The sequence below is a fragment of the Solwaraspora sp. WMMD1047 genome (assembly GCF_029626155.1).
GTDB lineage: Bacteria > Actinomycetota > Actinomycetes > Mycobacteriales > Micromonosporaceae > WMMD1047.
Genome location: NZ_JARUBL010000001.1, coordinates 1825309 through 1851868, shown reverse-complemented (window position 1 = coordinate 1851868; position 26560 = coordinate 1825309). Strand labels below are relative to the sequence as shown.

At 72.5% G+C, this 26560-nt stretch carries 13 protein-coding genes and 1 pseudogene; 9 read left to right on the top strand and 5 right to left on the bottom strand.

Annotated features, from left to right (window positions below):
* Positions 1-44: 44 nt before the first annotated feature.
* Positions 45-3065, bottom strand: coding sequence for a BTAD domain-containing putative transcriptional regulator (locus O7627_RS08525; RefSeq protein ID WP_278092956.1), 3021 nt, complete (start codon positions 3063-3065; stop codon positions 45-47).
* Between the two features lie 224 nt (positions 3066-3289).
* Here O7627_RS08525 and O7627_RS08520 point away from each other — a divergent pair, with 224 nt between their 5' ends.
* Both O7627_RS08520 and O7627_RS08515 read left to right on the top strand, forming a co-directional pair.
* The gene (locus tag O7627_RS08520) at positions 3290-4084 is read left to right on the top strand and encodes a serine protease (RefSeq protein WP_278092955.1); all 795 of its coding nucleotides are present in this window, start codon (positions 3290-3292) and stop codon (positions 4082-4084) included.
* A gap of 142 nt (positions 4085-4226) precedes the next feature.
* Positions 4227-6401, top strand: coding sequence for a UvrD-helicase domain-containing protein (locus O7627_RS08515; protein ID WP_278092954.1), 2175 nt, complete (start codon positions 4227-4229; stop codon positions 6399-6401).
* Between the two features lie 15 nt (positions 6402-6416).
* On the opposite strand, the gene O7627_RS08510 is transcribed toward O7627_RS08515, so the two are convergent.
* Positions 6417-8582 carry a hypothetical protein gene (locus O7627_RS08510; protein ID WP_278092953.1) on the bottom strand — a complete coding sequence of 722 codons (2166 nt, stop codon included), beginning with the start codon at positions 8580-8582 and terminating at the stop codon, positions 6417-6419.
* A 120-nt stretch (positions 8583-8702) separates the two neighbouring features.
* Positions 8703-9221: an LURP-one-related family protein gene (locus O7627_RS08505; RefSeq protein WP_278092952.1), complete on the bottom strand. Its 519-nt coding sequence runs from the start codon at positions 9219-9221 to the stop codon at positions 8703-8705.
* An 86-nt stretch (positions 9222-9307) separates the two neighbouring features.
* Between O7627_RS08505 and O7627_RS08500 the strand changes: the two genes are divergently transcribed.
* Positions 9308-11509 (top strand): alpha-galactosidase, encoded by a 2202-nt coding sequence (locus O7627_RS08500; protein ID WP_278092951.1) that lies wholly within the window; start codon positions 9308-9310, stop codon positions 11507-11509.
* A gap of 188 nt (positions 11510-11697) precedes the next feature.
* Here O7627_RS08500 and O7627_RS08495 read toward each other — a convergent pair whose 3' ends face one another.
* The gene (locus O7627_RS08495; RefSeq protein WP_278092950.1) at positions 11698-13599 is read right to left on the bottom strand and encodes an adenylyl cyclase; all 1902 of its coding nucleotides are present in this window, start codon (positions 13597-13599) and stop codon (positions 11698-11700) included.
* 360 nt (positions 13600-13959) lie between these two features.
* On the opposite strand from O7627_RS08495, the gene O7627_RS08490 reads away from it, so the two are divergent.
* The 6 genes and pseudogenes from O7627_RS08490 (at position 13960) to O7627_RS08465 (ending at position 25276) form a co-directional block, all read left to right on the top strand.
* Complete coding sequence (locus O7627_RS08490) at positions 13960-17346, top strand: endo-1,4-beta-xylanase (RefSeq protein ID WP_278092949.1); 3387 nt, start codon at positions 13960-13962, stop codon at positions 17344-17346.
* A gap of 121 nt (positions 17347-17467) precedes the next feature.
* Positions 17468-19828, top strand: coding sequence for a tetratricopeptide repeat protein (locus tag O7627_RS08485; protein WP_278092948.1), 2361 nt, complete (start codon positions 17468-17470; stop codon positions 19826-19828).
* Between the two features lie 139 nt (positions 19829-19967).
* A complete protein-coding gene (locus tag O7627_RS08480) occupies positions 19968-21419 on the top strand; it encodes a right-handed parallel beta-helix repeat-containing protein (protein ID WP_278092947.1) in 1452 nt (483 codons plus the stop codon).
* Positions 21420-21860: 441 nt separating this feature from the next.
* Complete coding sequence (locus tag O7627_RS08475; RefSeq protein ID WP_278098208.1) at positions 21861-23930, top strand: MMPL family transporter; 2070 nt, start codon at positions 21861-21863, stop codon at positions 23928-23930.
* Between the two features lie 153 nt (positions 23931-24083).
* A pseudogene (locus O7627_RS08470) lies at positions 24084-24269 on the top strand (helix-turn-helix transcriptional regulator); the annotation flags it as partial.
* Between the two features lie 176 nt (positions 24270-24445).
* The gene (locus tag O7627_RS08465) at positions 24446-25276 is read left to right on the top strand and encodes a tetratricopeptide repeat protein (protein ID WP_278092946.1); all 831 of its coding nucleotides are present in this window, start codon (positions 24446-24448) and stop codon (positions 25274-25276) included.
* Between the two features lie 38 nt (positions 25277-25314).
* Here the strand turns inward: O7627_RS08465 and O7627_RS08460 are convergent, their stop codons facing one another.
* Positions 25315-26547, bottom strand: a complete 1233-nt coding sequence (locus tag O7627_RS08460; RefSeq protein ID WP_278092945.1) for a hypothetical protein — start codon at positions 26545-26547, stop codon at positions 25315-25317.
* Positions 26548-26560 lie beyond the last annotated feature (13 nt).

Here is a 26560-nt window from a genome sequence, read left to right as displayed (position 1 = left end):
AGGAACGCCGACTGGACGAAAAATGGACCGCGGCTGGACCGGGCCTACCGGGTGGCGCGTACCGCGTCCTGCTGGGCGCGGGCGATGCCCTCGTGCGCGCGTTCCTGCTCGTCGCGGTCGCCGGTCGCGGTGGCGATCGACAGCGCGGCGGCGTGCCGGGCCACCGCGTCGGCCGTACGCCCCGCCGCCGTCAGCACGTCGCCGAGGTTGTTCAGCGCGCTCGCCTCCCCGTACGGATGCCCGAGCGAACGCAGGATGCGCAGCGCCTCGGTCAGATCGTCGATCGCCCGGTCGTGGTCGCCACAGAGGCCGCGTACCCGGCCCAGGTTGGCAAGGGTGACGGCCTCGCCGTAGGGGTGCCCGGCCACCGAGAAGATGTCCCGGGCCGCCGCCAGCTGCCGCACCGCCTCGTCGTGCCGCCCGAGACTGGTGCACACGTCGCCGAGGTTCGTCAGCGCCATCGCCTCGCCGAGGGCGGTACCGGCCTCCCGGAACAGCACCGCCGAGCGGCGCAACTGGTCGTACGCCTCGACGAGGTGACCCGGGCGGGTGTTGGCGTTGCCGAGATTCACCAGCGTGGACGCCTCGCCGTACCGGTCGCCGGCCCGGCGGTAGGCGGCGAGCGCGGCCAGCTGGTGCGCGGTGGCGTCGTCGTCGCGGCCGAGCCGTTCGTAGACGATGCCGAGATTGGACAGCGCGCGGGCGGCGCCGAGCTGGTCACCGCAGCGGGCCAGGACCGCGACCGCCTCGGCCAGGTGCGTCTCGGCCAGCTCGTAGCGACCGAGCAGCCGGTGCACGGCACCGACATTCGTCAGCGCCCTGCCGTGCCGGGCCGGGTCGCCGAGATGCCGCGCCGCTTCGAGCGCGCAGCCATGCAGCACCTCGGCGTGGGTGTAGCCGCCGCCTTCGAGATGCCGGTAGAGCGTGGCCGCGACGTCGGTGGCGAACCGGGGCCGATCGTGCTCCAGCCAGGTGGCGGCGGTGGCGACCAGGCCGGGCAGCTCGGCGTCCAGCCAGGCACGCGCCGCGGCCGGGTCCGGGAAGCCCGGCGCGCGGTCCACCGCCGGGCGGTGCGCCCGGTCGGCCGGGTGCAGCCGGTCCATCGCCGCCGCGGCCGTCGCGAGCAGGTGGGCGTGCAGCCGGTCGAGCGCGCCGCCGGCATCGTCGTCCGCGGCCAGCTCGGCGGCGTACGCGCGCAGCAGATCGTGCATGACGTACCGGCCGGCCGGTTCGGCGCGTACCAGGTGCTTGCGGGCCAACAGTTCCAGGTGCGTCGCGGCCTCGGCACGGTCCACGGCGGCCAGGGCCGCGGCGGCGCCGGTGTCGAACGACGGGCCGGGGTGCAGGCCGAGGTGCCGGAACAGCCGGGCTGCCGCCGCCGGAAGCTGCCGGTAGGACCAGGAGAACACCACCCGTACGGCCGCCCGCACGTCCCCGCCCGGGTCCAGTAGCCGCAGTCGCCGCTGCCGGTCGGCGAGCTCGCCCACCAGGCCGGCGAGCGGCTCCGCCGGCCGGAACGCGGCCAGTTCCGCCGCGACCCGCAGGGCCAGCGGCAGCCGGGCGCACTGCCGGGCCAGCGCGGCCGCGGCCTCCGGTTCCCGGTTGACGCGTACCCCGACCAGCGAGCGCAGCAGCGCCAGCGCCTCCGGCTCGGGGAGCAGGTCCAGCATCAGGCGGTGGGCGCCGTGCAGGGCCACCAGACCGGCGAGGCTGTCCCGGCTGGTGATGAGGACGGCACCCGTACCCGGGATCAGTGGCCGGACCTGGTCGACGGAGGCCGCGTTGTCGAGCAGGATGAGCAGCCTCCGGCCCGCGGTCTCGGCCCGGTACCGGGCCGCCCGCCGGTCGAGGTCGTCCGGGATGCCGGTGGCCGGCACGCCGAGCGACTCCAGAAGATGTCCGAGCGCGGCCCAGGCGGAGACCGGGCGGCGCGGGTCGTAGCCGCGCAGGTCCAGATGGAGCTGTCCGTCGGGAAACCGGTCCCGCGCACGGTGTGCCCAGCGCACCGCCAGCGCCGTCTTGCCGACCCCGGCGGTCCCGCAGACCACACCGATCCGCACCGCCACACCGCTGCCGCTGTCGCCGTCGCCGTTGCCGTTGCCGTCGCCGTCGCCGTCGCCGTTGCCGTTGCCGTTGCCGTTGCCGTTGCCGTTGCCGTTGCCGTTGCCGTTGCCGTTGCCGTTGCCGATCAGCTTGTCCAGGGTCGCCAGCTCGGCGGTGCGCCCGGTGAAGCCGGCGACCTGAGCCGGGAGCTGGTTGACCGGCGGCGTGGTGGGGGTCCTGCCGACCCGCGGCTGCACCGGCGGCGCGGGTGTCTCGTCGTCGAGCACGCGCAGGTAGGCCGCGACGAGGTCCGGCCCGGGGCCGACACCCAGCTCCTCGGCGAGGTGCCGCCGGGCGACGTCGTAGGCGGTCAGCGCCTCCGCCCGCCGCCCGCCGGCGTGGTACGCCAGGATCAGCCGCGCGTGCGCCGCCTCGTCCAGCGGGTGCGTGGCCGCTTCCTCACGCAGCAACGGCAGGGTCCGGTCGGCGGCTCCCAGGGCCAGCATCACGTCTGCGTAGCGGGCCACCGCCGCGCGGCGTTCGTCGAGCAGCGAACGGACCATCGGGTGCCCGGCGAGCACCGGTATATCGGCGAACGGCGGCCCGTGCCACATGTCCAGTGCCTCGGCGAGGTGGGTCGCGACGCCGCGCGGATCGCCCTGGCGGTCGGCCGCCGCCGCGGCGGTCAGCAGCTCGCGGAACCGGCCGAGGTCGACCGCGCCGGCCGGCAGCCGCAGCGCGTACCCGCCCCCGGTGGAGGGCAGCACCGCGCTTGGCGTGTGGGTGCGGCGGCCGGGTTCGAGGAGCCGGCGCAGATGCTTCACATGGGTCTGGACGACGTTTGTGGCGCTGGCGGGCGCCTGCTCGCCCCACATCGCCTCGACGATGCGCGACCGCGGCAGCGGGCGGCCGCCGGCGAGCACGAGCAGGCCGAGCACGGCGCGTCGGCCGGCCGGACCGAGGCCGATCTCCGTCCCATCCCGCCAGCACCGGGTGGGACCGAGGACCTGGATGGCGAGCAATCCGCACCCCCTCGCAGCAATGCCCGAGGTTCCCATTCTGGTGCGGCGGCCAGCCCGATTCCAGATCGATCGGACCCGGCTCGGAAAGGATCGGACGGTCCTCAGGGGACAGCCCGGCGTCGTATGACCGGATCGGGATGTTGATTGAGAAACGCGAATCTTTCTACGCTCCCGCCATCGATCGGCGTACCCACAAGGTGCGCCGCATAGCGTGGGAGGCGTCCGTGATCCGTTGGCGCAAACTGGTCGGCCGGCTGGCCGCCGCGATGGTGGCGGTCGCCACCAGCACTCTCGTCCTCGTCGCACCGGCCGCCGCCGATGACGACGTCACCCCGTACGTCGTCGGCGGAACCCGCGCCGCGCAGGGCGAGTTCCCGTTCATGGTGCGGCTCTCGATGGGCTGCGGCGGGGCACTCTACAGCCCGCGACTGGTCCTCACCGCCGCCCACTGCGTCGGGCGGACCGGCAGCAACACCAGCATCACCGCGACCATGGGGGTCGTCGACCTGCAGTCGACGAGCGGCCGGATCCAGGTCCGCTCCAACTACGTCTACCGCGCCCCCGGCTACAACGGTGTGGGCAAGGACTGGGCGCTGATCCGGCTGGCCACCCCGGTCACCACACTGTCCACTCTGCCCATCGCGACGACCACCGCGTACGACAGCGGCACCTTCACCGTCGCCGGTTGGGGCGCCAACCGGGAGGGCGGCTCCCAACAGCGCTACCTGCTCAAGGCCACCGTGCCGTTCGTCAGCGACGCCAGCTGCGACGCATCGTACGGCGGGGATGTCATCGTCGCCGAGGAGATCTGCGCCGGCTACTCGGGCGGCGGCGTCGACACCTGCCAGGGCGACTCCGGCGGGCCGATGTTCCGCCGCAACGCCTCGAACGCCTGGGTCCAGGTCGGCATCGTGAGCTGGGGCAACGGCTGCGCCCGCCCGAACTACCCGGGCGTCTACACCCAGGTCAGCTACTTCGCCTCGGCGATCGCCTCGGCCGCCGCCAGCCTCGGCGGCTGACCTCTGTGCGGTCCGTCCGCGGTCGACTCGTCGACCGCGGACGGACCCTCCGGGACCGGATGTCGTCGCAGGCCAGCAACTGTCGTAACGCCAGGGTCGACTAGGCTTCCACCTCCTGCTGGTTGCCCCGGAAGGTCCGCCTGTGCCGCAGCTCGCGTTCGCCAACAGCTTCTGGCAGAGCTACGAGACTCTGGAGAAGCCGGTGCGGGCGGGTGTGCGCAAGGCGATGGAGAAGTTCCAGCAGCTCAGCATCGCCGAGCTGCACGCCGACAAGGGCCTGCACCTGGAGGCGGTGCACTACGCCCGGGATTCCCGGATGCGGACCATCCGGATCAACATGTCCTGGCGCGGGGTGGTGCTGGCCCCCGACGACGGCGGCGACACGTTCCTGCTGCTCGCCGTCGTCCCGCACGACGAGGCGTACGGCTGGGCGGCGAAGCGGCTCTACACGGTGAACACCGCGACCCGGGCGTTGGAGGTACGCGACGTCGACGCGATCGAGCAGCTCACCCCGGCGCTGGAGCGGGCCGCGGCCGGCGCGTCGGGGCTGCTCTTCGCCGGCCACTCCGACCAGACGCTGCGGCGGCTCGGCATCGACGACCAGGTGCTGCGGGCGGCCCGCACCATCGTCGACAAGCCGCAGCTGGAGGCGTTCGGCGGGCTGCTGCCGGAGGACCAGTTCGAGGTGCTGCAGTACCTGGCCGAGGGGTTCACCCCGGAGGAGGTCTACCGGGACGTGGTCGCCGACCGCCGACCGGCCGACGCCGACGCCCGCCCCACCGAGAGCCTGCACCGGGCGATCACCAACACCCGCAACCGGATCACCCTGGTCACCGGCCTGGACGAGGTGGCCGAGATCCTGGCCAAGCCGTTCGACGCCTGGCGGGTCTTCCTGCACCCGGCACAGCACCGGGTCGCCTACCATCCGGCGTACCCGGGGCCGACGCAGGTCTCCGGCGGACCCGGCACCGGCAAGACGGTGGTCGCGTTGCACCGGGTCAAGCACCTGCTCGACCGCCACCCGGGCGCCCGGGTCCTGCTCACCACGTACACCACCGAGCTGGCCGGGACGCTGCGTGAGCACCTGGAGCTGCTGCTCGACGGCGACCGGGAGCGGCTGGCCCGGGTCGAGGTGACCACCGTGAACGCCCTCGCGGTCCGCGTCGTGCGGGCGGCCACCGGGCGGATGCCGTACCTGCTCGGCGACGCCGCCGAGCGGCAGCTGTGGCGGCAGGTGGCCGATCGGCTGGCGCTGCCGCAGGACGAGCGGTTCCTCGCCCAGGAGTACCGGCAGGTGATCCTCGCCCAGCGGATCGGGGACCGGACCGGCTACCTGCGGGTCGCCCGGCTGGGCCGGGGCACGGCGCTCGGACCGCGCCAGCGCGAGCAGGTCTGGCAGGCGGTCGAGGCGTTCCTGGCCGAGGTGGCCGGCACCGGCGCCCGTACCCACCTGCAGCTCTGCGACGACGCGGCCGGGCTGCTCGCCGACGCCGACCCGGCCGCCGGGTCCGGCTTCGACCACGTGGTGGTGGACGAGGCGCAGGACCTGCACCCGGCACAGTGGCGGCTGCTGCGGGCGGCGGTGCCCCCCGGCCCGGACGACTTCTTCATCACCGGCGACCCGCACCAGCGCATCTACGACTCCCACGTGTCGCTGGACGCGCTCGGCCTGCCCACCACCGGCCGCCGGATCCGGCTGCGGATCAACTACCGGAGTACGGAGGAGATCCTGGCCTGGGCGACCCGGCTGCTGCCCGACACCGGGGTCGCCGACCTGAGCGGCGACGGCACCGACACGCTGACCGGCTACCGGTCGCTGCTGCGGGGCCGGCAGCCGCACGCCGCCGGCCACCCGACCGAGGAGGCCGAGTTCGCCGCCCTGGTCCAGCGGATCAACCACTGGCGGGACCGGGGCGTCCCGACCAGCGAGATCGGGGTCTGCACCCGGTTCCGGACCACCCTGGACCGGGTGTACGCCGCGCTGGTCGCCGCCGGCATCCCGGCCGTCCGGGTCCGCGACCACCCGGCCACCGGCAATTCCGGGGTACGGCTGGCCACCATGCACGCGATGAAGGGTCTGGAGTTCCGGTGCGTCGCGGTGGTCGGGGTGACCGCGGAGGCGGTGCCGTACGCCCGCGAGATCACCCCGGTCGCCGTCGACCGGATCCAGCACGACGGCGACCTGCTCCGGGAGCGCTGCGCCCTCTTCGTCGCCTGCACCCGGGCCCGGGAGGAGCTGCACGTCTCCTGGACCGGAACGCCCAGCCCGTTCCTCCCGCCGACCCCCGCGCCGGCCGCCGGGCCGGCGCAGGGATGAGCCGCGTCCGCTGAGCTACAGCCGGGCGTTGTCGCCGCTCGGCGTCCACGGCTGCGGGTACTGGCGCTGCTCCTGCGGTGGGGTCGGCGGCGGCGGGTACGCGTACGGCGCCGGGCGCGGCGGCGATTCGCGGAACGCGTGGAACTCGCTGGCGGCCGGCTCCGTGCGCCCGCTGTCGGGGACGATCACGGGTACGGTCGCGTCGCCGTCCCCGCGGTTCGCGAAGTCTCCGGCTTCGGCCCGATTCTCCCCGTCACCCCGATGTTCCGGGTCGCCCCGGTGCTCCGCGTCAGCCTGGTGCCCGGCGTCGGCCGGGTCCTGGAACCGGGACTGGTCGTCGGATCGGGACTCGTCGTCGGATCGAGACTGGTCCTCGGCGCCGCTGTGGTTTGCGCTCTCGCCGGGTTCCACGCCGTCGCGCCGGTCCGGGCCGTCGACCGGCGGGACACCGTTGCCGTGCGCGTCACCGTTGCCGTGCGCGTCACCACCAACTTCCGCACTCTCGGCGTGCACCGCACCGTCGACATGGGTCGCACCCTCGACCCGGTCCGCGGCTTCGGCCTGCGTCGCGCCGTTGAGCTGGGCGGCGCTTTCGGGCTGGTGCGGCACGCCGCCGCGGTCCTCGGGCTCGGGCCGCTCCTCGGCATCGCGCTGGTAGGGCGACTCCGCGTGGGCGGCGGCCGGCTCCGACCGGTGGAAGCCCCACTCCGGCTGGCGGGAGCCCCATTCCGGCTGCTGGGAGCCCCACTCCGGCTGCTGGGAGCCGTCGGTCCGGCGCACCGGCTCCGGCTGGTACGCCTCCCGCTCGGACCGGACGGGGAACGACTGGGTCGCCTGCTCGAACCCGTGCCCGGTCGGCGCCGACTGCCCGGCGGCGGGCTCGGCGGGCTGGGCCGGCTGCGGGGTGAACGCGTGCCGGGCGGTCACCTCGGGCTGTTCCATCGTCGGCTGCGCGTGAGCGGACTGCTCCGGCCCGTTGCGCTGCTCGTACCCGCCGGCCGACGGCCCACCGTCGGCAAGGTGCTGGGTGGGCTGCTCGGCCGGCTGCTCGCCGGGCTTCACCGCGACGATCCGGTACTCACCGGTCTCGCCGCTGAGCGCCGCGGCGGCCAGCACGGCGGCGGCGGCCCGGTCGGCGACCCGCTGCGCCTCGCGCTGGACGCGGGCCCGCACCTCGACGGCCTGCCGTTCGGCGGCCTCGGCCGACTGGCGGGCCTCCTCCAGCCGGTTCAGCTCGGCGGTCAGATCCTGGCGCGTCTCGCCGAGCCGCTGCTGCAGCTGGGCCAGCTCGTGCTCGGTGCTGGCCCGCTCCTGGCGGCTCTGGGTCAGCCGCTGCTGCGCCTCCTCCTGGGCGGCCCGGACGTGGGCAAGCGCCTGCTGCCGCGCCTCGATGTCCTTACGCAGCTCGGCCAACTGCTGCTGGTGCGCGGCCGACTGCTCCTCGGCCTGCCGGCGCAGCTCGTCCGCGTGCTGCTCGGCCGCCGCCTCCAGCGCGGCGGTGCGCTGCTCGGCCATCTCCCGGCGACGGACCAGCTCGGCCTCGGCCGCCTCCTGCCGCTCGGCCATCTCCCGCTCGGCCTCGGCCCGCCATCCGGTCAGCTCCTCCTCGGTGCGCGCCCGGGCCGCCTCGGCCTCCTGCTGGAGCTGGGTCCGGGCGGTCTCGATCAGCTCCCGGGCCTCGGCCCGCGCCCGGTCGAGCTGCAGGGCGTTCTCCTGCCGGACCCGGCGCGACTCCTCCTCGATCCGCTCGGCGGCGGCCACGCCTTCGGCGCGCATCTTCTCGGCGCGTTCCCGGGCCGCGCCGAGGACCCGCTCCGCCTCGGCCCGCTGCTCGTTCGCCCGTTGGGTGGCGGCCTCGACGATTGCCGCGGCCTGCTGCTCGCTCATCGCGATGATCTGGTCGGCCATCGGGCCGAGGTCGCGGAACGACGCCCGGTCCAGCTGCGGCGGATTCTCCCGCAGCTCGGCCAGCTCCACCTGCGTCTGCTGCAGGTGCACGGTCAGGTTCTGGATGTGGCTGACCGCCTGACCGCGCTCGGCGGCCAGCTTCGACAGCCGACCCGCCAGCTCCGCGACGTACTGGTCGACCTGCCGTTTGTCGTAGCCACGCAACGCGGATTCGAAGGTCGGCCTGCTGGTCATGCCCTCGCGCTGATCGGTCAGCTCCTGGCCCTGGGACACGCGCTATCCTCCATGCGATCGGGCTCGGCGCCGGCGCCTGAGCCGGCAAGGGTAGGCCCCGATCGGCGGACTATACCGCCACCGGCGGCGCCCGGGAATGGACGCGGTCCCGCGTTCTGGTCAGCCCTCCTTCTCCTTGCGTTCCTTCTCCTCGCGCTCCTGCTCGGCCCGGGACTGGGCCAGGTCCAGGGCCAGCACGCTGGCCAGGATCAGCAGGTGGTCCGCGCCGTCCGCGACCTTGACGGCGTAGGTGTCCCGGATCCGGAACCACTTCTTCGACACCGACGCCACCTCGACGCCGCCCTGCTCGACGGTGTACTCGTGGTCGAGCAGGTCACCGCGCATCTCCAGGTCGTCCGGGCCGGGAATGTCGATGGTGTACCTGTCCCGGAACGGGGTGAACAGGTTCTTGCGCATGGTGGCGGCCTTCTCGCCGCCGATCTCGATGGCGTAGCTGCGCCGCAACGCGATCAGCTTGCGGTGCACCGACGCCACCTCGTTGCCGTCGGGGTCCTCGATGACGAGCCGGTCGCGCAGGGTCAACACCTTGCCGTCGACGTGGTAGACCTTGCGGCCGGACTCGTCAGTGATGTCGAAGTCGTCGCCGATGTCGAAAAGCTTCTCGCGGATGACGTACATCCGGCGATTGTCCGCCCCCGCGCGCCCGGCCGCACCCCGGCAGCCGCCGCGACATCCCCACCCCCGGCCACAGGAGGACGACACCGATGCGCAATCCGCCCCGAACCGGACCGGACGCGACGATCGCCCTGACGGCGGCGGGCGTCACCGTGCTCATCGACGCCACCGCCGGCCGGCTGCCGGCCATCACGCACTGGGGTCCGGAGCTGCCCGACCTCGACGCCGAGCAGGCCGACGCGCTGGTGCGGGCGAGCGTGCCGGTGATCGGTACCAACAACGTCGACGTGCCGCCGCGGCTGGCCGTGCTGCCCGAGCCGCACCGGGGCTGGACCGGCCGGCCCGGCCTGCGCGGCTCGTCGGAAGGCCGGGGCTGGTCCGCCGCGTTCGGCAGCACCTCGGTCACGGTCGCCGGCGAGGCCGTCAGCGGGTTCGTCGCCGCCGACGCGGCGTCGGTGGAGGTGCTGGCCGACGACGACACCGGCCGGTTGCGGCTACGGCTCACCCTGGAACTGCTCCCCAGCGGCCTGCTGCGCGGCCGGGCCGCGGTGACGAACCTGGCCGCCGAGCCGTACACGGTCGACGAGCTGGCGGTGGCGTTCCCGGTGCCGGCTGCCGCGGCCGAGCTGCTCGACTTCACCGGCCGGCACGGCCTGGAGCGGGTGCCGCAGCGGGGGCCGTTCCGGTTCGGCGCGCACGTGCGGGAGAACCGCAAGGGCCGCACCGGCGCCGACAGCGCCTACCTGCTGCACGCCGGCACCCCCGGCTTCGACTTCGGCACCGGGTCGGTGTGGGCGGTGCACACCGCGTGGAGCGGCAACCACCTGCACTACGCCGAGCGGGCCTTCACCGGTGAGCGGCTGCTCGGCGGCGGCGAACTGCTGCTGCCGGGCGAGGTCTCGCTCGGCACCGGCGACACCTACGCCGGCCCGTGGCTCTACGGGTCGTACGGCGTGGGCCTGGACGAGGTGGCACGCCGGTTCCACCGGCACCTGCGGGCCCGCCGGCCGGCGGTCTCCACCGACCGTCCGGTCACCCTGAACGTCTGGGAGGCGGTCTACTTCGACCACGACCTGCCGAAGCTGGTCGCGCTGGCGGAGCGGGCGGCGGCGGTCGGGGTGCGGCGGTACGTGCTCGACGACGGCTGGTTCGGCGCCCGCCGCCACGACCGGGCCGGGCTCGGCGACTGGGTGGTCTCGGCCGACGTCTGGCCGGACGGGCTGCACCCGCTCGTCGACCGGGTCCGGGCGCTGGGCATGCAGTTCGGCCTCTGGGTCGAGCCGGAGATGGTCAACCCGGACTCCGACCTGGCCCGCGCCCACCCCGACTGGGTCATGTCGGCCCGGCCGGAGTGGCCGGTGCCCGCACGCCATCAGCAGGTGCTCAACCTGGGCATCCCCGAGGCGTACGCGCACATCCGGGCCCGGCTGCTCGCGCTGATCGAGGAGTACTCGATCGACTACCTGAAGTGGGACCACAACCGGGACCTGGTCGAGGCGGGCAACCAGCACGACGACGGCCGGCCCGGCGTGCACGCGCAGACCCGGGCGCTGTACCGGCTGCTGGACGAGATCCGGGCGGCGCACCCCGGGCTGGAGATCGAGTCGTGCTCGTCCGGCGGCGGCCGGATCGACCTGGAGCTGCTGGAGCGCACCGACCGGGTCTGGGTATCCGACAACATCGACCCGCACGACCGGCAGCCGATGCTGCGCTGGACCAGCCAGTTGATCCCGCCGGAGTTCATGGGCTCGCACATCGCCTCGGGCCACTCGCACTTCACCGGTCGCCGGCACGACCTCGGCTTCCGGGCCGCCACCGCGGTCTTCGGCCACCTCGGGATCGAGTGGGACCTGACCGCGGCCTCCGCCGACGAGCTGGCCGAGTTGGCCGTCTGGATCGCGTTCCACCGCGACGAACGGGAGCTGCTGCTCGGCGGCGATCTGGTGCGGATGGACCAGGCCGACGGGCACACCGTCTGCCACGGGGTGCTGGCCCCCGACCGGTCCCGGGCGATCTTCGCCGCCGGCTCGACCGGCAGCCTCTACCCGGATCCGCCGGCCCGGCTGACGTTCCGGGGTCTGGACCCGCACCGCCGGTACCTGCTCCGCCCGGTCCTGGTCGGAGCGACCCCGGCCGGGCTGGTGCCGCCCGCCTGGTGGGGCACACCGGCACCGGACGGCACCGGCTACCCGGGCCTCCGGCTGACCGGTGCCGCGCTCGAACACGTGGGGGTGGCCGCGCCGCGCACCTGCCCGGACCAGATGGTGATCTACCGCGTCGACCCGGCCTGATCCGGCGGGCGCGCGACGGCGTACCCGGCCTGATCTGGTGCGCGCGACGGCGTACCCGGCCTGATCGGCGACGCCGCGCAGGCGGGTGCCCAGCCGGATCCGACGGGCGTGTGGCCGCGTACCCCGGGGTTGGTTGGGCGTACCCGATGGTGGGCCGGCGCCGGCGCGCGGCGCCGGCCCACCAGGGGTTACGGGGTCGGGTAGAGCGGGAGGTAGACCGGGGCGCCGACCCGGTCCATGCCGGCCGCCTCGCCGACGCCGTTCACCACGTGGTCGATGGTGCCGGCGCTGAGGTTGACGGTCATGATGTGGTGCAGTCGCACGCCCGGCCGCTGCGGCACCTCGAAGCCGTTCTCGGTGCGGATCGACGGGTTGTTCTGGTTGAACACGTAGACGCCGCCGCCGTGCAGGGTGTGGTTGCGGACCCGGTCGCCGACCTTGTAGCCGGCCCAGCCGGCCACGTTCCCGTTCATCCAGTGGGCCTGCGTCGGCGGGTCGTAGGGCAGCTCGTTCTGGTAGAGGATCGTGGTGCCGTGCTCGCCGTTCCAGACCGTGTTGTAGCGCTGGAAGTGCTCGACGAAGAGCCCGGTGGCGGTGACGTGGTCGCCGTTGATGACGGCGCCGTAGCGGCCGGTGTTGGTACGCCAGCGGTCGGTGTCGCCGTTGACCCCCTCGGTGAAGCCCTCGACGCCGTGGTCGCCGCGCCACACCCAGGTGTGGTCGATCAGGACGTGGTCGGCGTTGACCTCGAGCGCGATGTCGGTCTTGCCGATGTGCGGCCCGCCGACCCGGAAGTACACGTCGGACAGGGTGATCGGGCTGCGCCGGGTGCTGCTGTTGTTGCCGTACCGGCTGCCGACCCGCAGCAGGACCGGTGACTCCTTGCCGCCGGCGTCGATGGTGACGCCGGCCACCACCACCCCGGGTACGCCGGCCACGTCCAGCGGCACCGAGCCGCCCACGGCGGTCAGGGTGGCGTGCCCGATGCCGAGGACCACGGTGTCCGGTCGCTTCACCTCGATGCTGCGGGCGACGTCGTACACGCCGGGAGTGAGCAGCAGGTGCTTGCCACGGGCCAGCGCCCGGTTGATGACGTGCACCGGGTCGCCCGGCCGGGCGACGAAGAAGTCGTCGATCCCGATGGTCCGGCCGGGGGTGAGACCGTCACCCCAGGTGATGCCCCGGGTGTCGCGCCGCACCGCCGGCACCCGGACCTTGTACCGGCCCTTCGCATCGGTGAAGAGGTACGGCTTCTCCCGGCTCAGCGGGGTGGTCGCCAGGGTGGTGTAGGGCGGGTCGGGGAAGGCGGCGTCGTCCGGGGCGCCCTCGACGCCGGCGAAGACCTGGTTCCACACCGCGTTGGACCAGCTCTCCACCTCGCTGTTGCGGGTCAGCCACTGCTGCTGGGAGCCGTTGGTGGTGGCCGGCAGCCGGGAGTCGGCGATGAAGCCGCCGCTGGCGTACTGCGGGCCGGCGGTGCAGTAGTCCATCAGTGACAGGCCACCGCCGGTGATGTTCATCCGGCGCATCGAGACCGCCTGGGAGACGGCCCAGAAGTTGGCCGACGAGCGGCACTCGTCCTGGCCGGCGGCGTTGATGTTGACGGTGAGGTTGGAGAGGGTGCGCCAGAAGTTGACCAGGGCGATGCAGTTGGCGGTCCCGCCCTCGGTCAGGCAGCGGTTGTACGCCTCCACCTTGCCGTTGATCACCACGTCGGTGGGGGACGCGCCGAGGCCGGAGATCTCGGTGTAGTAGCCGACCTTGATCTGCAGCGGCTGTTCGGCCGTGCCGTAGCTGCCGGGCTTGAACAGGTACGCGAACCGCCGGGTGCCCATCTCGTCGCTTACCTGCTGGGCGTGGGTGGCGTCCAGGGTGGCCTGGATCTCGCTGACCGGCATGCTCGGGTCGAAGACGGTGACGTTGGGGCCGAGGTCCGGCGAGCCGGGGGTGGGCGGCTGCGCGCCGGCCGCGCCGCTGGCGAGCGTGGTGGCCGAGGTGAGCGCGAGGCCGAGCACGAGGGCCTGGGCGATGCGCCGCCGGGCCGCCGGCGGTCCGGACCGACGCGGTACGCCGGGGTGGTGCGTCGTCATCAAGTTCTTCCTCTCCGGCGGCGCGTGAGAGAGCGCTCCCTCGGCCGACCGACAGCTTGTATCACGTCATGAAAGAAGGGGTGAGATGTTTCTACCCTGTAAATCGACGGCGCGCCAGGGACCGGTCCCACCGACCCGCGACCCCCGTCGGTCCGGTTACGACCGATCGCGCCGAAAAACCCGGCCCGCCAACCTCCGAAACTTCCGGAGGATGCCGAGGTTGCGTCGATTCCGGCGACAACCTCCCCCGACATGTCTCGACTAGCTCGCTTCACGCGGATAGCATTCGCGCGTCTGGATTTGCTGGCAACGATTCCCAGGCACCGTCCACGCACCGTCCCGCCCGGTTAGGGAGCCTTGATGCGCCTCGGAAATAGATCGACCCGAACATCGCGGCAACTGTCCACAATTCTTACGTTCTGCCTGGTCACCCTGGTTGGCTCGGCCGCCGTCGCCACCCCGGCCCAGGCCCAGGACGCCGTCCTGCTCAGCAACGACTTCGAATCCGACTCGTACGCCCCATGGGGGCCCCGCGGCTCGGTCACCCTCGCGATTGCAACGGAGGGTCATGAGAGCGCTAACAGTCTCTCGGTAACCGGCCGGACCGCCGACTGGCAGGGCGCCGCGACGAGCGCGACCGCCCTCTTCGAGCCCGGAACCACCTACGCTATCAGCGCCTGGGCGAAACTTCCGGCGGGCACGGAGGGCTCCGCCGGGGTCCACTTCACCGTGGAGGCCACCCCGGCCGCCGGCGGCGACAACACCTACACCTGGGTCGGCAGCAACGTCGCCACCACGGCCGACGAGTGGGTACGCATCGGCGGCGAGTACACGATGCCCGCCGACCTGAGCGCCGCCACCCTCTACGTGGAGGCCGAGGGGACCACGCCGTACCTGCTCGACGACGTCAGCATCACCGGCCCGGAGACCGGGCCGGGCGGGCCGGAGCCGGGCACGGTCGTCATCGACACCGACTTCGAGGACGGGCTGGACGGCTGGGGGCCGCGCGACAGCGGCTCGGGCGCCCCGACGGTCGAACTCTCCGACGTGGCCCACGACGGCGCCGCCGCGGCGCTGGTGACCGACCGGTTCGACCAGGGCTCCGGCCTCGGCCGGGACGTCTCCACCCTGTTCGAGGCGGGCGTGACCTACGACGTCAGCGCCTGGCTGCGGTTCGCCGAGGGACAGCCGGCCGACCAGATCTGGTTGAGCCTGGCCAGCACCTCCGGCGACAGCCAGTCGTTCAGCACCCTGGGCCAGTTCGATGGCATCACCAACAGCGGCTGGACCCAGGTGACGGCGAGCTTCACCATGCCGGCCGCCGACAGCGCGCTGCTCTACTTCGAGACCGCCTGGCAGAACGGCGAGACCGGCAACACCAGCGACTTCCTCGTCGACGACATCACCGTCCAGGTGCCGGAGCCGCCGGTCATCGAGGACCTGACCCCGATCCACGAGACCACCGACTTCCCGGTCGGCGTCGCGATCGACAGCCGGGAGACACTCGGCGCCCCCGCCCAGCTGCTGACCCGGCACTTCAACCACATCACGCCGGAGAACCACATGAAGCCGGAGGCGTGGTACGACGCGGACGGCAACTTCCGCCGGCACGAGCAGGCCACCGCGCTGATGGACTTCGCCCAGGCCAACGGGATCGGCCTCTACGGCCACGTGCTGGTCTGGCACAGCCAGACCCCGGCCTGGTTCTTCCAGAACGAGGCCGGCGAGCCGCTCGGCACCTCCGAGGCGGACCAGCAGATCATGCGGGACCGGCTGCGGACCCACATCTTCGCCGTCGCCGAGTCACTCGCCGACGACTACGGCCTGTTCGGCTCCGACACCAACCCGCTCAACTCGTGGGACGTGGTGAACGAGGTGGTCAGCGACAGCGGCGAGTACGCCGACGGGCTGCGCCGCAGCGAGTGGTACCGCATCCTCGGCGAGAACTTCATCGACCTGGCGTTCCAGTACGCCGACGAGGCGTTCAACGACACCTACGCGGTCGCCGGCGCCGACCCGGTCACCCTCTTCATCAACGACTACAACACCGAGCAGAGCGGCAAGCAGGCCCGGTACAAGGCCCTTGTCGACCGGCTGCTCGACCGGGGCGTGCCGATCGACGGCGTGGGCCACCAGTTCCATGTCTCGCTGGCCACCCCGGTCAGCACCCTGGAGCAGGCGCTGGCCACCTTCGCGGACCTGCCGCTGACCCAGGCGGTCACCGAGCTGGACGTCACCACCGGCACGCCGGTGACCCAGGCCAAGCTCATCGAGCAGGGCTACTTCCTGCGGGACGCGTTCCGGATCTTCCGGGCGTACTCGGAGAAGCTGTATGTCGTCACGGTCTGGGGCCTGACCGACGGTCGGTCCTGGCGGTCCGGCAACGGGGCGCCGCTGATCTTCAACGACAGCCTCCGCGCCAAGCCCGCCTACTACGGCGTGGTGGACGGCGAGCTGCCGGCCCGGCTGCGCACCGCGAACGTCTTCGCCGGTGACGTCGCCCTGACCCGCAAGAACATCAGCGCCCTGGAGTGGCGCAAGCTGCCGCTGAACCAGATCGAGGACGTGGCGCAGTTCCAGCTCCGCTGGGCGCCGGACCATCTGACCGTGTACGTGACGGTCGCCGACGACACCCGCGCCCGCAAGGACAGCGTCACCTTCGAGCTGGGCGACCAGACGTACACGGTGGCCCGCAACGGCACCGGCGACGTGCGGGCGGTGGCGGCCAACCACGACGGCGGCTACGCGCTGATCGCGCACCTGCCGCTCACCGACGCCGCCCTGGGCGACACGCTCGCCCTGGACGTGCGGGTCTCCGACCACAACGGTGACACCGTCGGCTGGAACACCCCGGGGGTGCAGGGCACCCTCACCCTGATCGAGCCGCTGTCCTACCTGGAGGTCGTCCAGGCTCGGACGGCTCCCGAGATCGACGGCGCGGTCGACCCGGCCTGGGCCGGCGCGAACGAGGTCCGCACCGAGAAGCAGGTCTCCGGGACCGGCGGCGCGGTGGCCACGGTCCGCACCCTGTGGCGGGGCCAGACGCTGTACGTGCTGGCCGAGGTCGCCGACCCGGTGGTCGACGTCTCCGGCTCGGACCCGTGGATCCAGGACTCGGTGGAGATCTACGTCGACGCCGGCAACTTCAAGAACGGCTCCTACCGGTACGACGACACCCAGATCCGGATCAACGCCGACAACGTCGTGTCGTTCGGCACCGGGGACGAGGGATTCCAGGCGAACCGGCTGGAGAGCGCGGCGGTCCGCACCGACACCGGCTACACCGTCGAGGCGGCGATCAGCCTGCTCGAATACGGCGGCCTGGACACCTTCCACGGCCTAGACTTCCAGGTCAACGACGCGTCCGAGGGTGCCCGCACCTCGATCCGCAACTGGGCCGACCCGACCGGCACCGGCTACCAGACCACCGCCCGCTGGGGAGTGGGCCGGCTGGTCGGCCCGGACCAGGGCAACATCGCGGTGACCGTGCGGCCCACCAAGTGGTGGGAGTCGGACGCCGGGGGCGGCTACTGCGCCACCCTGTTCGCCAAGAACAAGACCGACCAACCCCTCGACTGGTACGCCTACGTCGAGCTGGATGGTGAGATCACCAACGCCTGGGGCTTCGAACGGCAGGCCCAGGACGACGGTACGTACCGGGTGAGCGGGGCCGACTGGAACCGGACCCTGCAGCCCGGCGCCAACACGGTCGCCGTCGGCTACTGCGCCGACACGCCAAACCAGTGAGCCGAAGGGGCCGGCGCACCTGCGCCGGCCCCTTCCCCCGGCCCTCGCCCCGGCCCCGCCGTTAATCCCGTCACGATTGTCGATGCGGTGGATAACATGAGGGTTTGTCCGGGGAGGTGTGATGGTCGTTGCGGCCGCCGGGCCGCCCGATCCGGGGCAGGCCCGCAACCTTGATGAACTTGTCGAGACACTGCGCGCGCTCAAGCTCTGGGCCGGTGACCCCTCGTTCCAGATGATCATGCGGCGGGTCAACGCCCGCTGGACCGCCGCCGGCCGCCCGGCCGATGAGCTGGCCCGGCGCAGCACGATCGTGGACTGCTTCAAGACCGGGCGCCGCCGGATCAACGGCGAACTGCTGGTCGCGGTGGTTCAGGCGCTGCACGACGAGACCGGCTACGTCGCGCACTGGCGGCAGGCGCTGCGGGTCAGTCTCGCCGAGACCACGCCGACCGCCCAGGTGCGGGTCCTCGACCGGCTACCGGCGGACGTCGCCACGTTCAGCGGCCGGCAGCGGGAGCTGGACCGACTGCGACTGACGGCCGGGGCTGACGCCGGCGCCGTAGTGGCGGCGCTCTCCGGGATGGCCGGCGTCGGCAAGACCCAGTTGGCGGTGCACCTCGGCCACCTGCTGGCCGCCGAGGACCGGTTCGACACGACGCTCTTCGTCAACCTGCGCGGCTTCCACCCCGACCCGGGACAGCCGCCGGCCGAACCGGCGGCGGTGCTGGACGGCTTCCTGCGCCTGCTCGGGCTCTCCGGCCACGAGATCCCACCCGGGCTGCCGGCCCGGACGGCGGCGTTGCGGGAGCTGGTCGCCGACCGGCGGATCCTGATCATCCTGGACAATGCGGCCACTGTGGAGCAGGTCTCGCCGCTGCTGCCGCACTCCCCCGGCAGCCTGACCCTGGTGACCTCCCGCCGGCGGCTCGAAGACCTGGCCGCGACGGTCCGCCTCGACGTCGAGGTGTTCAGCCCGGACGAGGCGGAACAGATGCTGGCCGGGGCGGTCGCCGAGGTCCCGATCGGTCCGGACCCGTTCGCGTACCAGCGGGTCGCGCGCCGCTGCGGCCACCTGCCGCTGGCGCTCGGCGTGGTCGCCGGCCAGATGGCGGCCCGGCCGGGCTGGACGGTCACCGACCACGCCGACCGGCTCGACGAACGCCACCAGCACCGCCGGCTGGAAACCGGGGTGGAGCTGGCGCTGCACCTGTCGTACCAGAATCTGCCGGTGCGGCGGCGGACGCTGCTGCGGAGGATGGCCGCCCAGCCCGGCGCGGACCTGGACGACCTCGCCGCCGCCGCACTGCTCGACACGGACGTGGCGACCGCCGCCAGCCACCTGCGGGATCTCGTCGGCGAGTCACTTGTCCAGCAGCCGACCGCCGGCCGTTACGTGCTGCACGACCTGATCCGCGCGTACGCCGAGGAGCGGGCGCACGAGGAGGACCGGCCGGCGGACCGCCGGGCGGCACTGACCCGGCTCTTCGACCACTATCTGTACGGCGCCGGCGCGGCCATGGACGTGCTCTACCCGGCCGAGGGGCACCGCCGGCCGACCCTGCCACCGAGGCTCGCGCCCGGACCGGCGCTGCCCGACCCGAAGGCCGCCCTGGCCTGGCTCGACGCGGAACGCCCGACCCTGGTGGCCAGCTGCCTGTACGCGGCCCGCAACGGCTGGCCCGAACACGCGGTCCGGCTCGCCGGCATCCTCTACTCTTACCTCGACAACGGCGGACACCCGGCCGACGCCGTCGCGGTGCACACCGAGGCGCAGTACGCGGCCCGGCTGCTCGGCGACCGGACCGCCGAGGCCACCGCGCTGACCAACCTCGGCGTGGTCTGCTGGCAACTGGGCCGCCACCCGGAGGCGGTCGACCACCTCGAACACGCGCGGTCGCTGTTCGGGCAGCTCGGAGACCGCCGGGGCGAGGCCCGCACGTTGGGCAACCTGGGTGTCGTGCACAGCACGCTCGGCCAGTGCGAGGTCTCCGCCGGGTACCACGAGCGGGCGCTCGACCGTTTCGTGCAGGTCGGCGACCAGCTCGGCGAGGCCAACACGTTGACGAACCTCGGCTGCGTCTCGGCCCGCCTGAACCGTCCCGCCTCGGCGGTCGAACACCACCACCGGGCGCTGGAGATCTTCCGAGACCTGAACCATCGCGGCGGCGAGGCGACGGCGTTCAACAACCTGGGTGACGCGCATGTCAAGCTGGGCGACTTCGGCAGCGCCACCGGCTACTACGAGCAGGCCCTGGCGATGTTCCGCGAGCTGGGCGAGCGGTACGGCGAGACGTGCGTCCTCAACGGACTGGGTCAGGCACTGGCCGGGCAGGGCCGGCGGGACGAGGCGATCGCCCGGCACACGGAGGCGCTGACCCTGGCGACGGAGATCGGCAAACCCGAGGAGCAGGCCCGCGCCAGCGCCGCCCTCACCGAACTGCGCGAACCGGCCGGCCAGGCGTCCGACGCGGTCCGGACGTGAGGGCGACCATCTCCCGGAGCCGCGCGGACCTGAGCCGACTTCGCCCGATCCTGCGGTGAGGTCCGGCTGCGGCCGGACTGGTTCATGGGCCGCGCCGCCCGCCCCCACGCGCGGCCCGAGTTTCGCTAGCCTGTGCCGCGTGACCGACACCTTCAGCAGACGCGTCGCATTTCGGGCCGCGGTGGTCGGTGGTGCGGCAGCCGCCGGCGCCACGATCGTGGCACAGCCGGCGGCCCATGCGGCGCCGAGCGGCGATGGCTGGATATCGGTCCTCGACCATGGCGCGATCGGCGACGGGGTCACCGACGACACGGCGAAGATCCAGGCGGCGCTGAACGCCGCGACGCTGACGGTGCCGCACAAGAGCGTGCACTTCCCGCCGGGGCGGGTGTTCCGGGTCAGCGAGGAGATCAGCCTCACCGGGTACGCCAATGCGACGATCGCCGGCAACGGGTCGTCGCTCGCGCTCACCGGCGCCAGGCCGACCGCCTCCCACATCAGCACGGTGCTGCGCCTGACCGACGTGCGCGAGGTAACCGTCGAAGACCTGACGATCCGCGACACCGACCGTACCCAGATCTACAATGGCCTGCTGCTGGCCAGGGCGACCCGGTGCGCGATCCGGGGCGTCCGGGTGATCGACGTGCGGTACACCGGAATCTCGGTCTTCGACGACCCGCCGGGCGCCTCCGACGACGTGCTGATCACCGGTTGCGTCACCGAGGGCACGCGGCAGGGCATCTCGGTCAACGGCCGCGACATCCGCATCATCGGCAATCACGTGGCGATGGACTGGTGGTCCACCGACGAGGCCCGGCGCGGACCGTGGCAGCCGAGCTCCGACTACTACGACGGCATCAACGTGCTGGCCGGCTCCGACCGCACCGTGGTCTCCGGCAACACCATCACCGAGTGCGGACAGTCCGGCATCTACACCCAGTCGCTGAAGAACCTCGTCGTCGCCGACAACACCGTCACCGGGTGTGTGCTGCGTGGCATCGAGATCGACGGGCAGCGCAAGCATCTGGAGAAGCCGTCCGACAACGTGCCGGAGGCCCAGAAGCTGCGCGCGTACGGCGTGACGATCACCGGCAACACGCTGCTGGACAACTTCGGCAACATCAACATCCTGTACGCCCTGGACGTGACGATCACGGGCAACCGGGTGCACAACAAGCGCGCGTCGACGTGCATCGCACTCAACCGGGGCACCCACCACGCGGTCGTCGTCGGCAACCACTGTCGCCAGGACGACCCGGACCGGGCGGCGATCTGGGTGAAGCCGGTGGAGACGGTGAACGGCACGGTCATCCCCGGCGCGACAGAGGTCACCGTCGCCTGGAACAACGTCGAGGCCGCGGTCGACTGGTCCGCGCCACCCGACGCGGTCGTCATGCAGCGGACCGGGAACGCGGAGATCTCCGCGACCGGCACGATCAAGACCACCGGCAAGCTGCTCGCCGCCGGCGGCATCGGCGTGGGCAACAGCGTCTCGGCATCCCGCCCGGGCAACGTGGTCCGCAAGATCGAGGTGTTCACCTCCACCGGGGCGAGCCTCGGCTTCATCCCGGTCTACAACTCGATCACCTGACCCGTCGCGGCGTACCTCGACACATCGGCCGTTGGGCCGGAACTGCTTGACGTAAGCCGCCGACCGTCGCGTCAGGACGTCCGCGCAGAAACGACCGGACGGTACGGAAGACGCCGGTGATGGCCTGAGCCCCGCGACTCGTTCAAGATCCTCAGTGCGCTGACCCGCCTTGTCATTGACAGCGCGGTTCGCGAAGTTCTGCTGCAGGGCCAGTAGCAGAACTCTGCCAGCGTGCAGCGCCAACGACCGGGACGGGCCAACACCTGGTTCGGCCAACCGGCCTGAGCGGCATCTTAACGGTCGTCTCAGGTTCGCTCGGTACGAAGTCGGCCTCAGATGAGCGATGTAACCCGCATGTAGGAGGCTTGGATGGCAGTCAACGCAGCGCCGACCGGGGAAGCGCCGCCCGGTCGCTTGGCAGGCCGGTGGGTGCCGTGGTTGGTGATTGGCCTGTGGGTGGCGCTGGCGGCGGTCATGGTGCCGCTGAGCGGGAAGTTGAGCTCGGTCACCACCGACAGAGCCGTGGACCTCCTGCCGGCCGGTGCCGAGTCCACCAAGGTGGCGGCGCTGGAGGACAGTCTCCCCGGCGGTGAGGACAACACGTTCGTCTTCGTGTACCACCGTGCCGGCGGCTTGACCGACGCCGACCGCGCGACGGTCGAGCGCCACTACGACACGCTTGCCAAGCGGTACCCGCCGAAGGCGGCCGACGAGGAGGACGAGGGCTCGCTGACGACGCCGTCCACCGACGGCGAGGCGATGATGTTCACCCTCGACGTGAGCACGACCTACGGCGCACCGGAGGAGCTCGTCGGCCCGTTGCGTGACGCCGCGAAGGACCGCCCCGCCGGCCTGGAACTCGAGGTGACCGGCCCGGCCGCGATCGACGGCGACATGGACGCCGTCTTCGACGGGATCGATCTGCAGGTCTTCCTCACCACCGTCGTCGTCGTCACGCTCCTGCTCATCCTCACCTACCGCAGCCCGGTGTTGTGGTTCATCCCGCTCATGGTCGTTGGCGCGGCCGCACTGACCGCGATGGCCTCGGTCTACCTGCTCGTCAAGGGCTTCGGCATCGTGTTCAACAACCAGAACTCGGCGCTGCTGACGATCCTGGTGTTCGGCGTCGGCACGGACTACGCGCTGCTGCTCATCTCCCGATATCGGGAGGCACTGCACCACCACGAGAACGTCCGGGTCGCGATGGTCCACGCGCTGCGCGGCGCGGCACCGGCGATCGTCGCGTCCGCGGCCACCGTGGTCGCCGGCCTGCTCTGCCTGCTCGCCGCGGACCTGAACAGCACCAACGGGTTGGGCCCGATCGGCGCGGCCGGCATCGTGTGCGCGCTGGTGGCCATGCTGACGCTGTTCCCGGCGGTGCTCGTGGTGCTCGGCAGGCGGATCTTCTGGCCGGCCGTTCCGCGGTTCAGCACGTCCGTGGAGGAGAAGGTGGGGCTGTGGGGACGGCTCGGCGCCGCCATCAGCCGCCGCCGGTGGGTGGCGACGCTCGCCTCGCTCGGAGTCCTCGGCGTGCTCGCCGTCGGGCTGACGGGCAACACCGGTCCGCTGCGGGAGCAGGACCAGTTCCTGTCCCCGCCGGAGTCGGTCACCGGCTTCACCGTTCTCCGTCAGCACTTCCCGGAGCTCGGCGGCATGCCGATGACGGTCTACACGCGGGCGGATTACCAGGTGCGGGTGCTCAACGTCGTCAAGGGCACCCCCGGTGTGGCGCAGGCGTTCCCGGGTGAGGCCAGGGGTGGCTGGGTCGACATCTCCGTGTTCCCCAGGGACGCGCCGGACACCGTCGCAGAGTACGACACGATCAAGCGGGTGCGCGCCGCCGTGCACGCGGTGAGCGGGGCGGAGGCGATCGTCGGCGGGCCGAGTGCGGAGAACCTCGACACCGAGGTGACCACCAGGCGCGACGAGAGGCTGGTGATCCCGCTGGTGCTGGCCGTCGTCCTGATCGTGCTCGGGCTGCTGCTGCGCGCGATCGTGGCCCCGCTGATCCTGATGGCGACAGTGGTTGTCTCGTTCGCCGCGGCCTTCGGCGGCAGCGTGTTCGTCTTCGACACGATCCTCGGATTCAAGGGGATCGACTATTCGGTGCCGCTGCTGGCGTTCCTGTTCCTGGTGGCGCTCGGCGTGGACTACAACATCTTCCTGGTCAGCCGCGCCCGGGAGGAGGCCGTGCGTCTCGGCACCAGAGCGGGCATGCTCAAAGCCCTGTCGGCCACCGGTGGCGTCATCACCTCGGCAGGCGTGGTTCTGGCCGCCACCTTCGCGGTCCTCGTCTCACTTCCGCTGGTGATGCTTGTCGAGGTCGGGTTCCTGGTCGCCTTCGGCGTGCTGCTCGACGCCCTGCTGGTGCGGTCGGTCCTGGTGCCCGCCCTCACCCTGCTGATCGGCCGGCGGATGTGGTGGCCGAGCCGGCTCGACCGCCCCACGGCGGAACCGCCGAACGGGCGACACTCGCTCCCCGACGAGGAGGAGCTCGCGCTGCAACGGTGAGCGCGGCGGCACGGACGAGATCCGGGACGGGAACCCAGGCCCCGTCCCGGATCTTTTCATCGGCACGACGGTCGCCGCCCGTTGGTCCTGCGCCAGCCGCGGTCCGGCCGGTCCACCAGGCCGTCACTCGTACGCGATCGCCAGCAGGACCGCCGGGAGCGCGAGGTCCTCGGCCTGGTCGCGGAGGGCCGGTCGAACGCCGCGATCGCACGGACCCTGTTCATCACGGAGACGGCGGTGGCCAAGCACATCGGCAGCGTGCTGCTCAAACTGGACCTGTACCCGGACGAGGACGACCACCGCCGGGTCCGGGCGGTGCTGGCCTACCTGCGCGGCTGACGGCCGGCGCCCTCGTCGGCCAGCGGAGTCGCCCCCACGAACACCCGGGCCGGGCGCTGGCAACGGGTCGGACCCCGACCAGGTCATGGCAACACTGGCAGGAGCGTGCCACCCTGAGGCGTATGCCGTCGCGGGGGCACCTGGAGTGGGACGACAAGCAGTGGATTCGGTATCGCGTGTCGGAGGAGAGCCGACGACTGGCCGAGGAGGGCAGGATCGACGAGGCGCTCGCGGTGCTGCGGCCCCACGCCGACGCCGGTGACGGCCCCCTGGCGACGGAACTAGCCGACCTGCTGGCCCGACACGACCGCCTGGACGAACTGCGCCAACGGGCCATGGCCGGTAACCACGATGCCGGAATGGCACTGGTGCGGGCGCTGGTCCGGCGGCACGGCGACCCGGAGGCCGCCGCCGTGCTGCAACGTATGGTCGATGCCGGGCACTGGCCCGCGGTGAGCATGATGGTCGACTCGCTGCGGGCGGCCGGCCGCCCCGACGATGCGGTCGCGCTGCTGCGCCGGTTCGCCGAGGCAGGCGAGACGTACGCCTCGGTCAGACTCGCCCGGTGGCTGCGGGACGAGGGGCGGCGCGACGAGGCGCTGGATGTCCTGCGACCGGCCGCGGCGACCGGCAATCGGGACGCCTTGGCTGACCTGGCCTCGTCACTCCAGTCCCATGGCGGCCCGGACGAGGCGATCGCGGCCCTGCGTGAGTATGTCGACCGTGGCGTGGTGCCCGCGGCCATCCAACTGGCGGAGTTGCTCCTCAGGCTGGACCGGATCGATGAAGGGATCGAACTGATGCGCAGCGTCGCGCAGGAGGACGAGGTCGCGGCGTGGCGCTCGGGTGCCCTGTTGGGCGAGCGCGGTCGGTTCGAGGAGGCGGCGGCGGCGATCCGCAGCAGCCCCAAGCCGTTGTCCACGTTGGACGTCGTCTACTGGACTCTCAATAATGACGGGCACGTGTTCGCAGCGGAGGCGATCCGCCTCGCCATCGGGCCGGACTAGGCTCGACGCTGAGGCTCGGGCTGGGTCTCGGCCTGGGGTCAGGGCGCCGACCAGGCAACGGTCAGGTTGTTGTGCCTGCCGGCCCAGTAGAAGACATAGGTGATCTGCGCGACACTGAGCGGGTCGTCGACGACGACCGTGTCGCCGGTGTCCCGGCCGCCGGCGGACTGGACGCTGGTGCCGCGGATCGGGGTCCAGGTCTGATCGGTGCCGCCCTGCCAGATCGGGCCGGCCGCGTCGAGCTGGGCGACGAACACCCGGGGTACGGCCGGTACGATCCGGTTCTCCCGGGCGGCGACCACCCCGACCGGGTCCACCCAACTGGTTCCGGTCACCGTGCCCCGGGGCGTCCACCGGCCGGCGTCGCCGCTCAGCTCGAAGGCGTACACCTGGGCGCCGTAGGCGGTGTAGGCGACGACCTGGTTCGTCAGGTTGGCGGGATCCGGGAGGGCGACCGCGCCGAGTCCGTGCGGCCGGTCCACGAACGGGACCGGCCGGCCGTGGTTGGTCCACCGCCAGGCGCTGCCGTCCCAGCCGTGCCGCCACAGGTCGCCCCGGACGTCCAGCAGAAACGCCTGCGGGTGCTCCGGCCCGCCCGCCGACGGCTGACCGGCCGCCACGCCGACCCGCGCGTAGTACGGGTTGACCACCGACGTCGGCGGTGTGCCCCGGTCGTCCCAGCGCCAACCCCGGCCGGTCCACCAGTTCAGCCACAGGTTGCCGTTCGAATCGGTGACGAAGACGTACGGCCGACCGGCCAGCCCCGGGCCGTCGTGCACGGCGACCACCCCGACGGCGGCGGCGATGTCGCCGCCCGGTGGGGTGCCGAGGTCGGTCCAGAACCAGTCGACTCCGACCAGCGTGCACACCCAGAGGTGACCGTCGGTGCCGCGGACGAAGACGTACGCCCGCTCCGGCTCCCCCGACACCGGCTGGCCGACAACGACACCCACCGGCAGCTCGGCGGCGACCGTCTGCGACGGCGGCCCGGTCTTGGCCCACTGCCACCGCCCGTCGTAGCGGTAGGCCATGAAGACCTGGCCGGCGAGCACGCTGAACAGGTACGGCACCTGGGAGCCGATCCGGTCGGTGGTGACAGCGACGGCGCCGATGGCGGCTGCCGGCGGCGAGCCGTCCACCGGGTTGCCAAGCTCCACCACCTGCCAGTCGGCCTGGTCCGCCGCCCGTACCGGCGCCCCCGGCGCTCCCGTCAGCAGCGCCCCGACCAGCAGACCGGCCGTCCACCGCGATCCCCGTCGTCGTATCGCCACGCCGACCGCCACC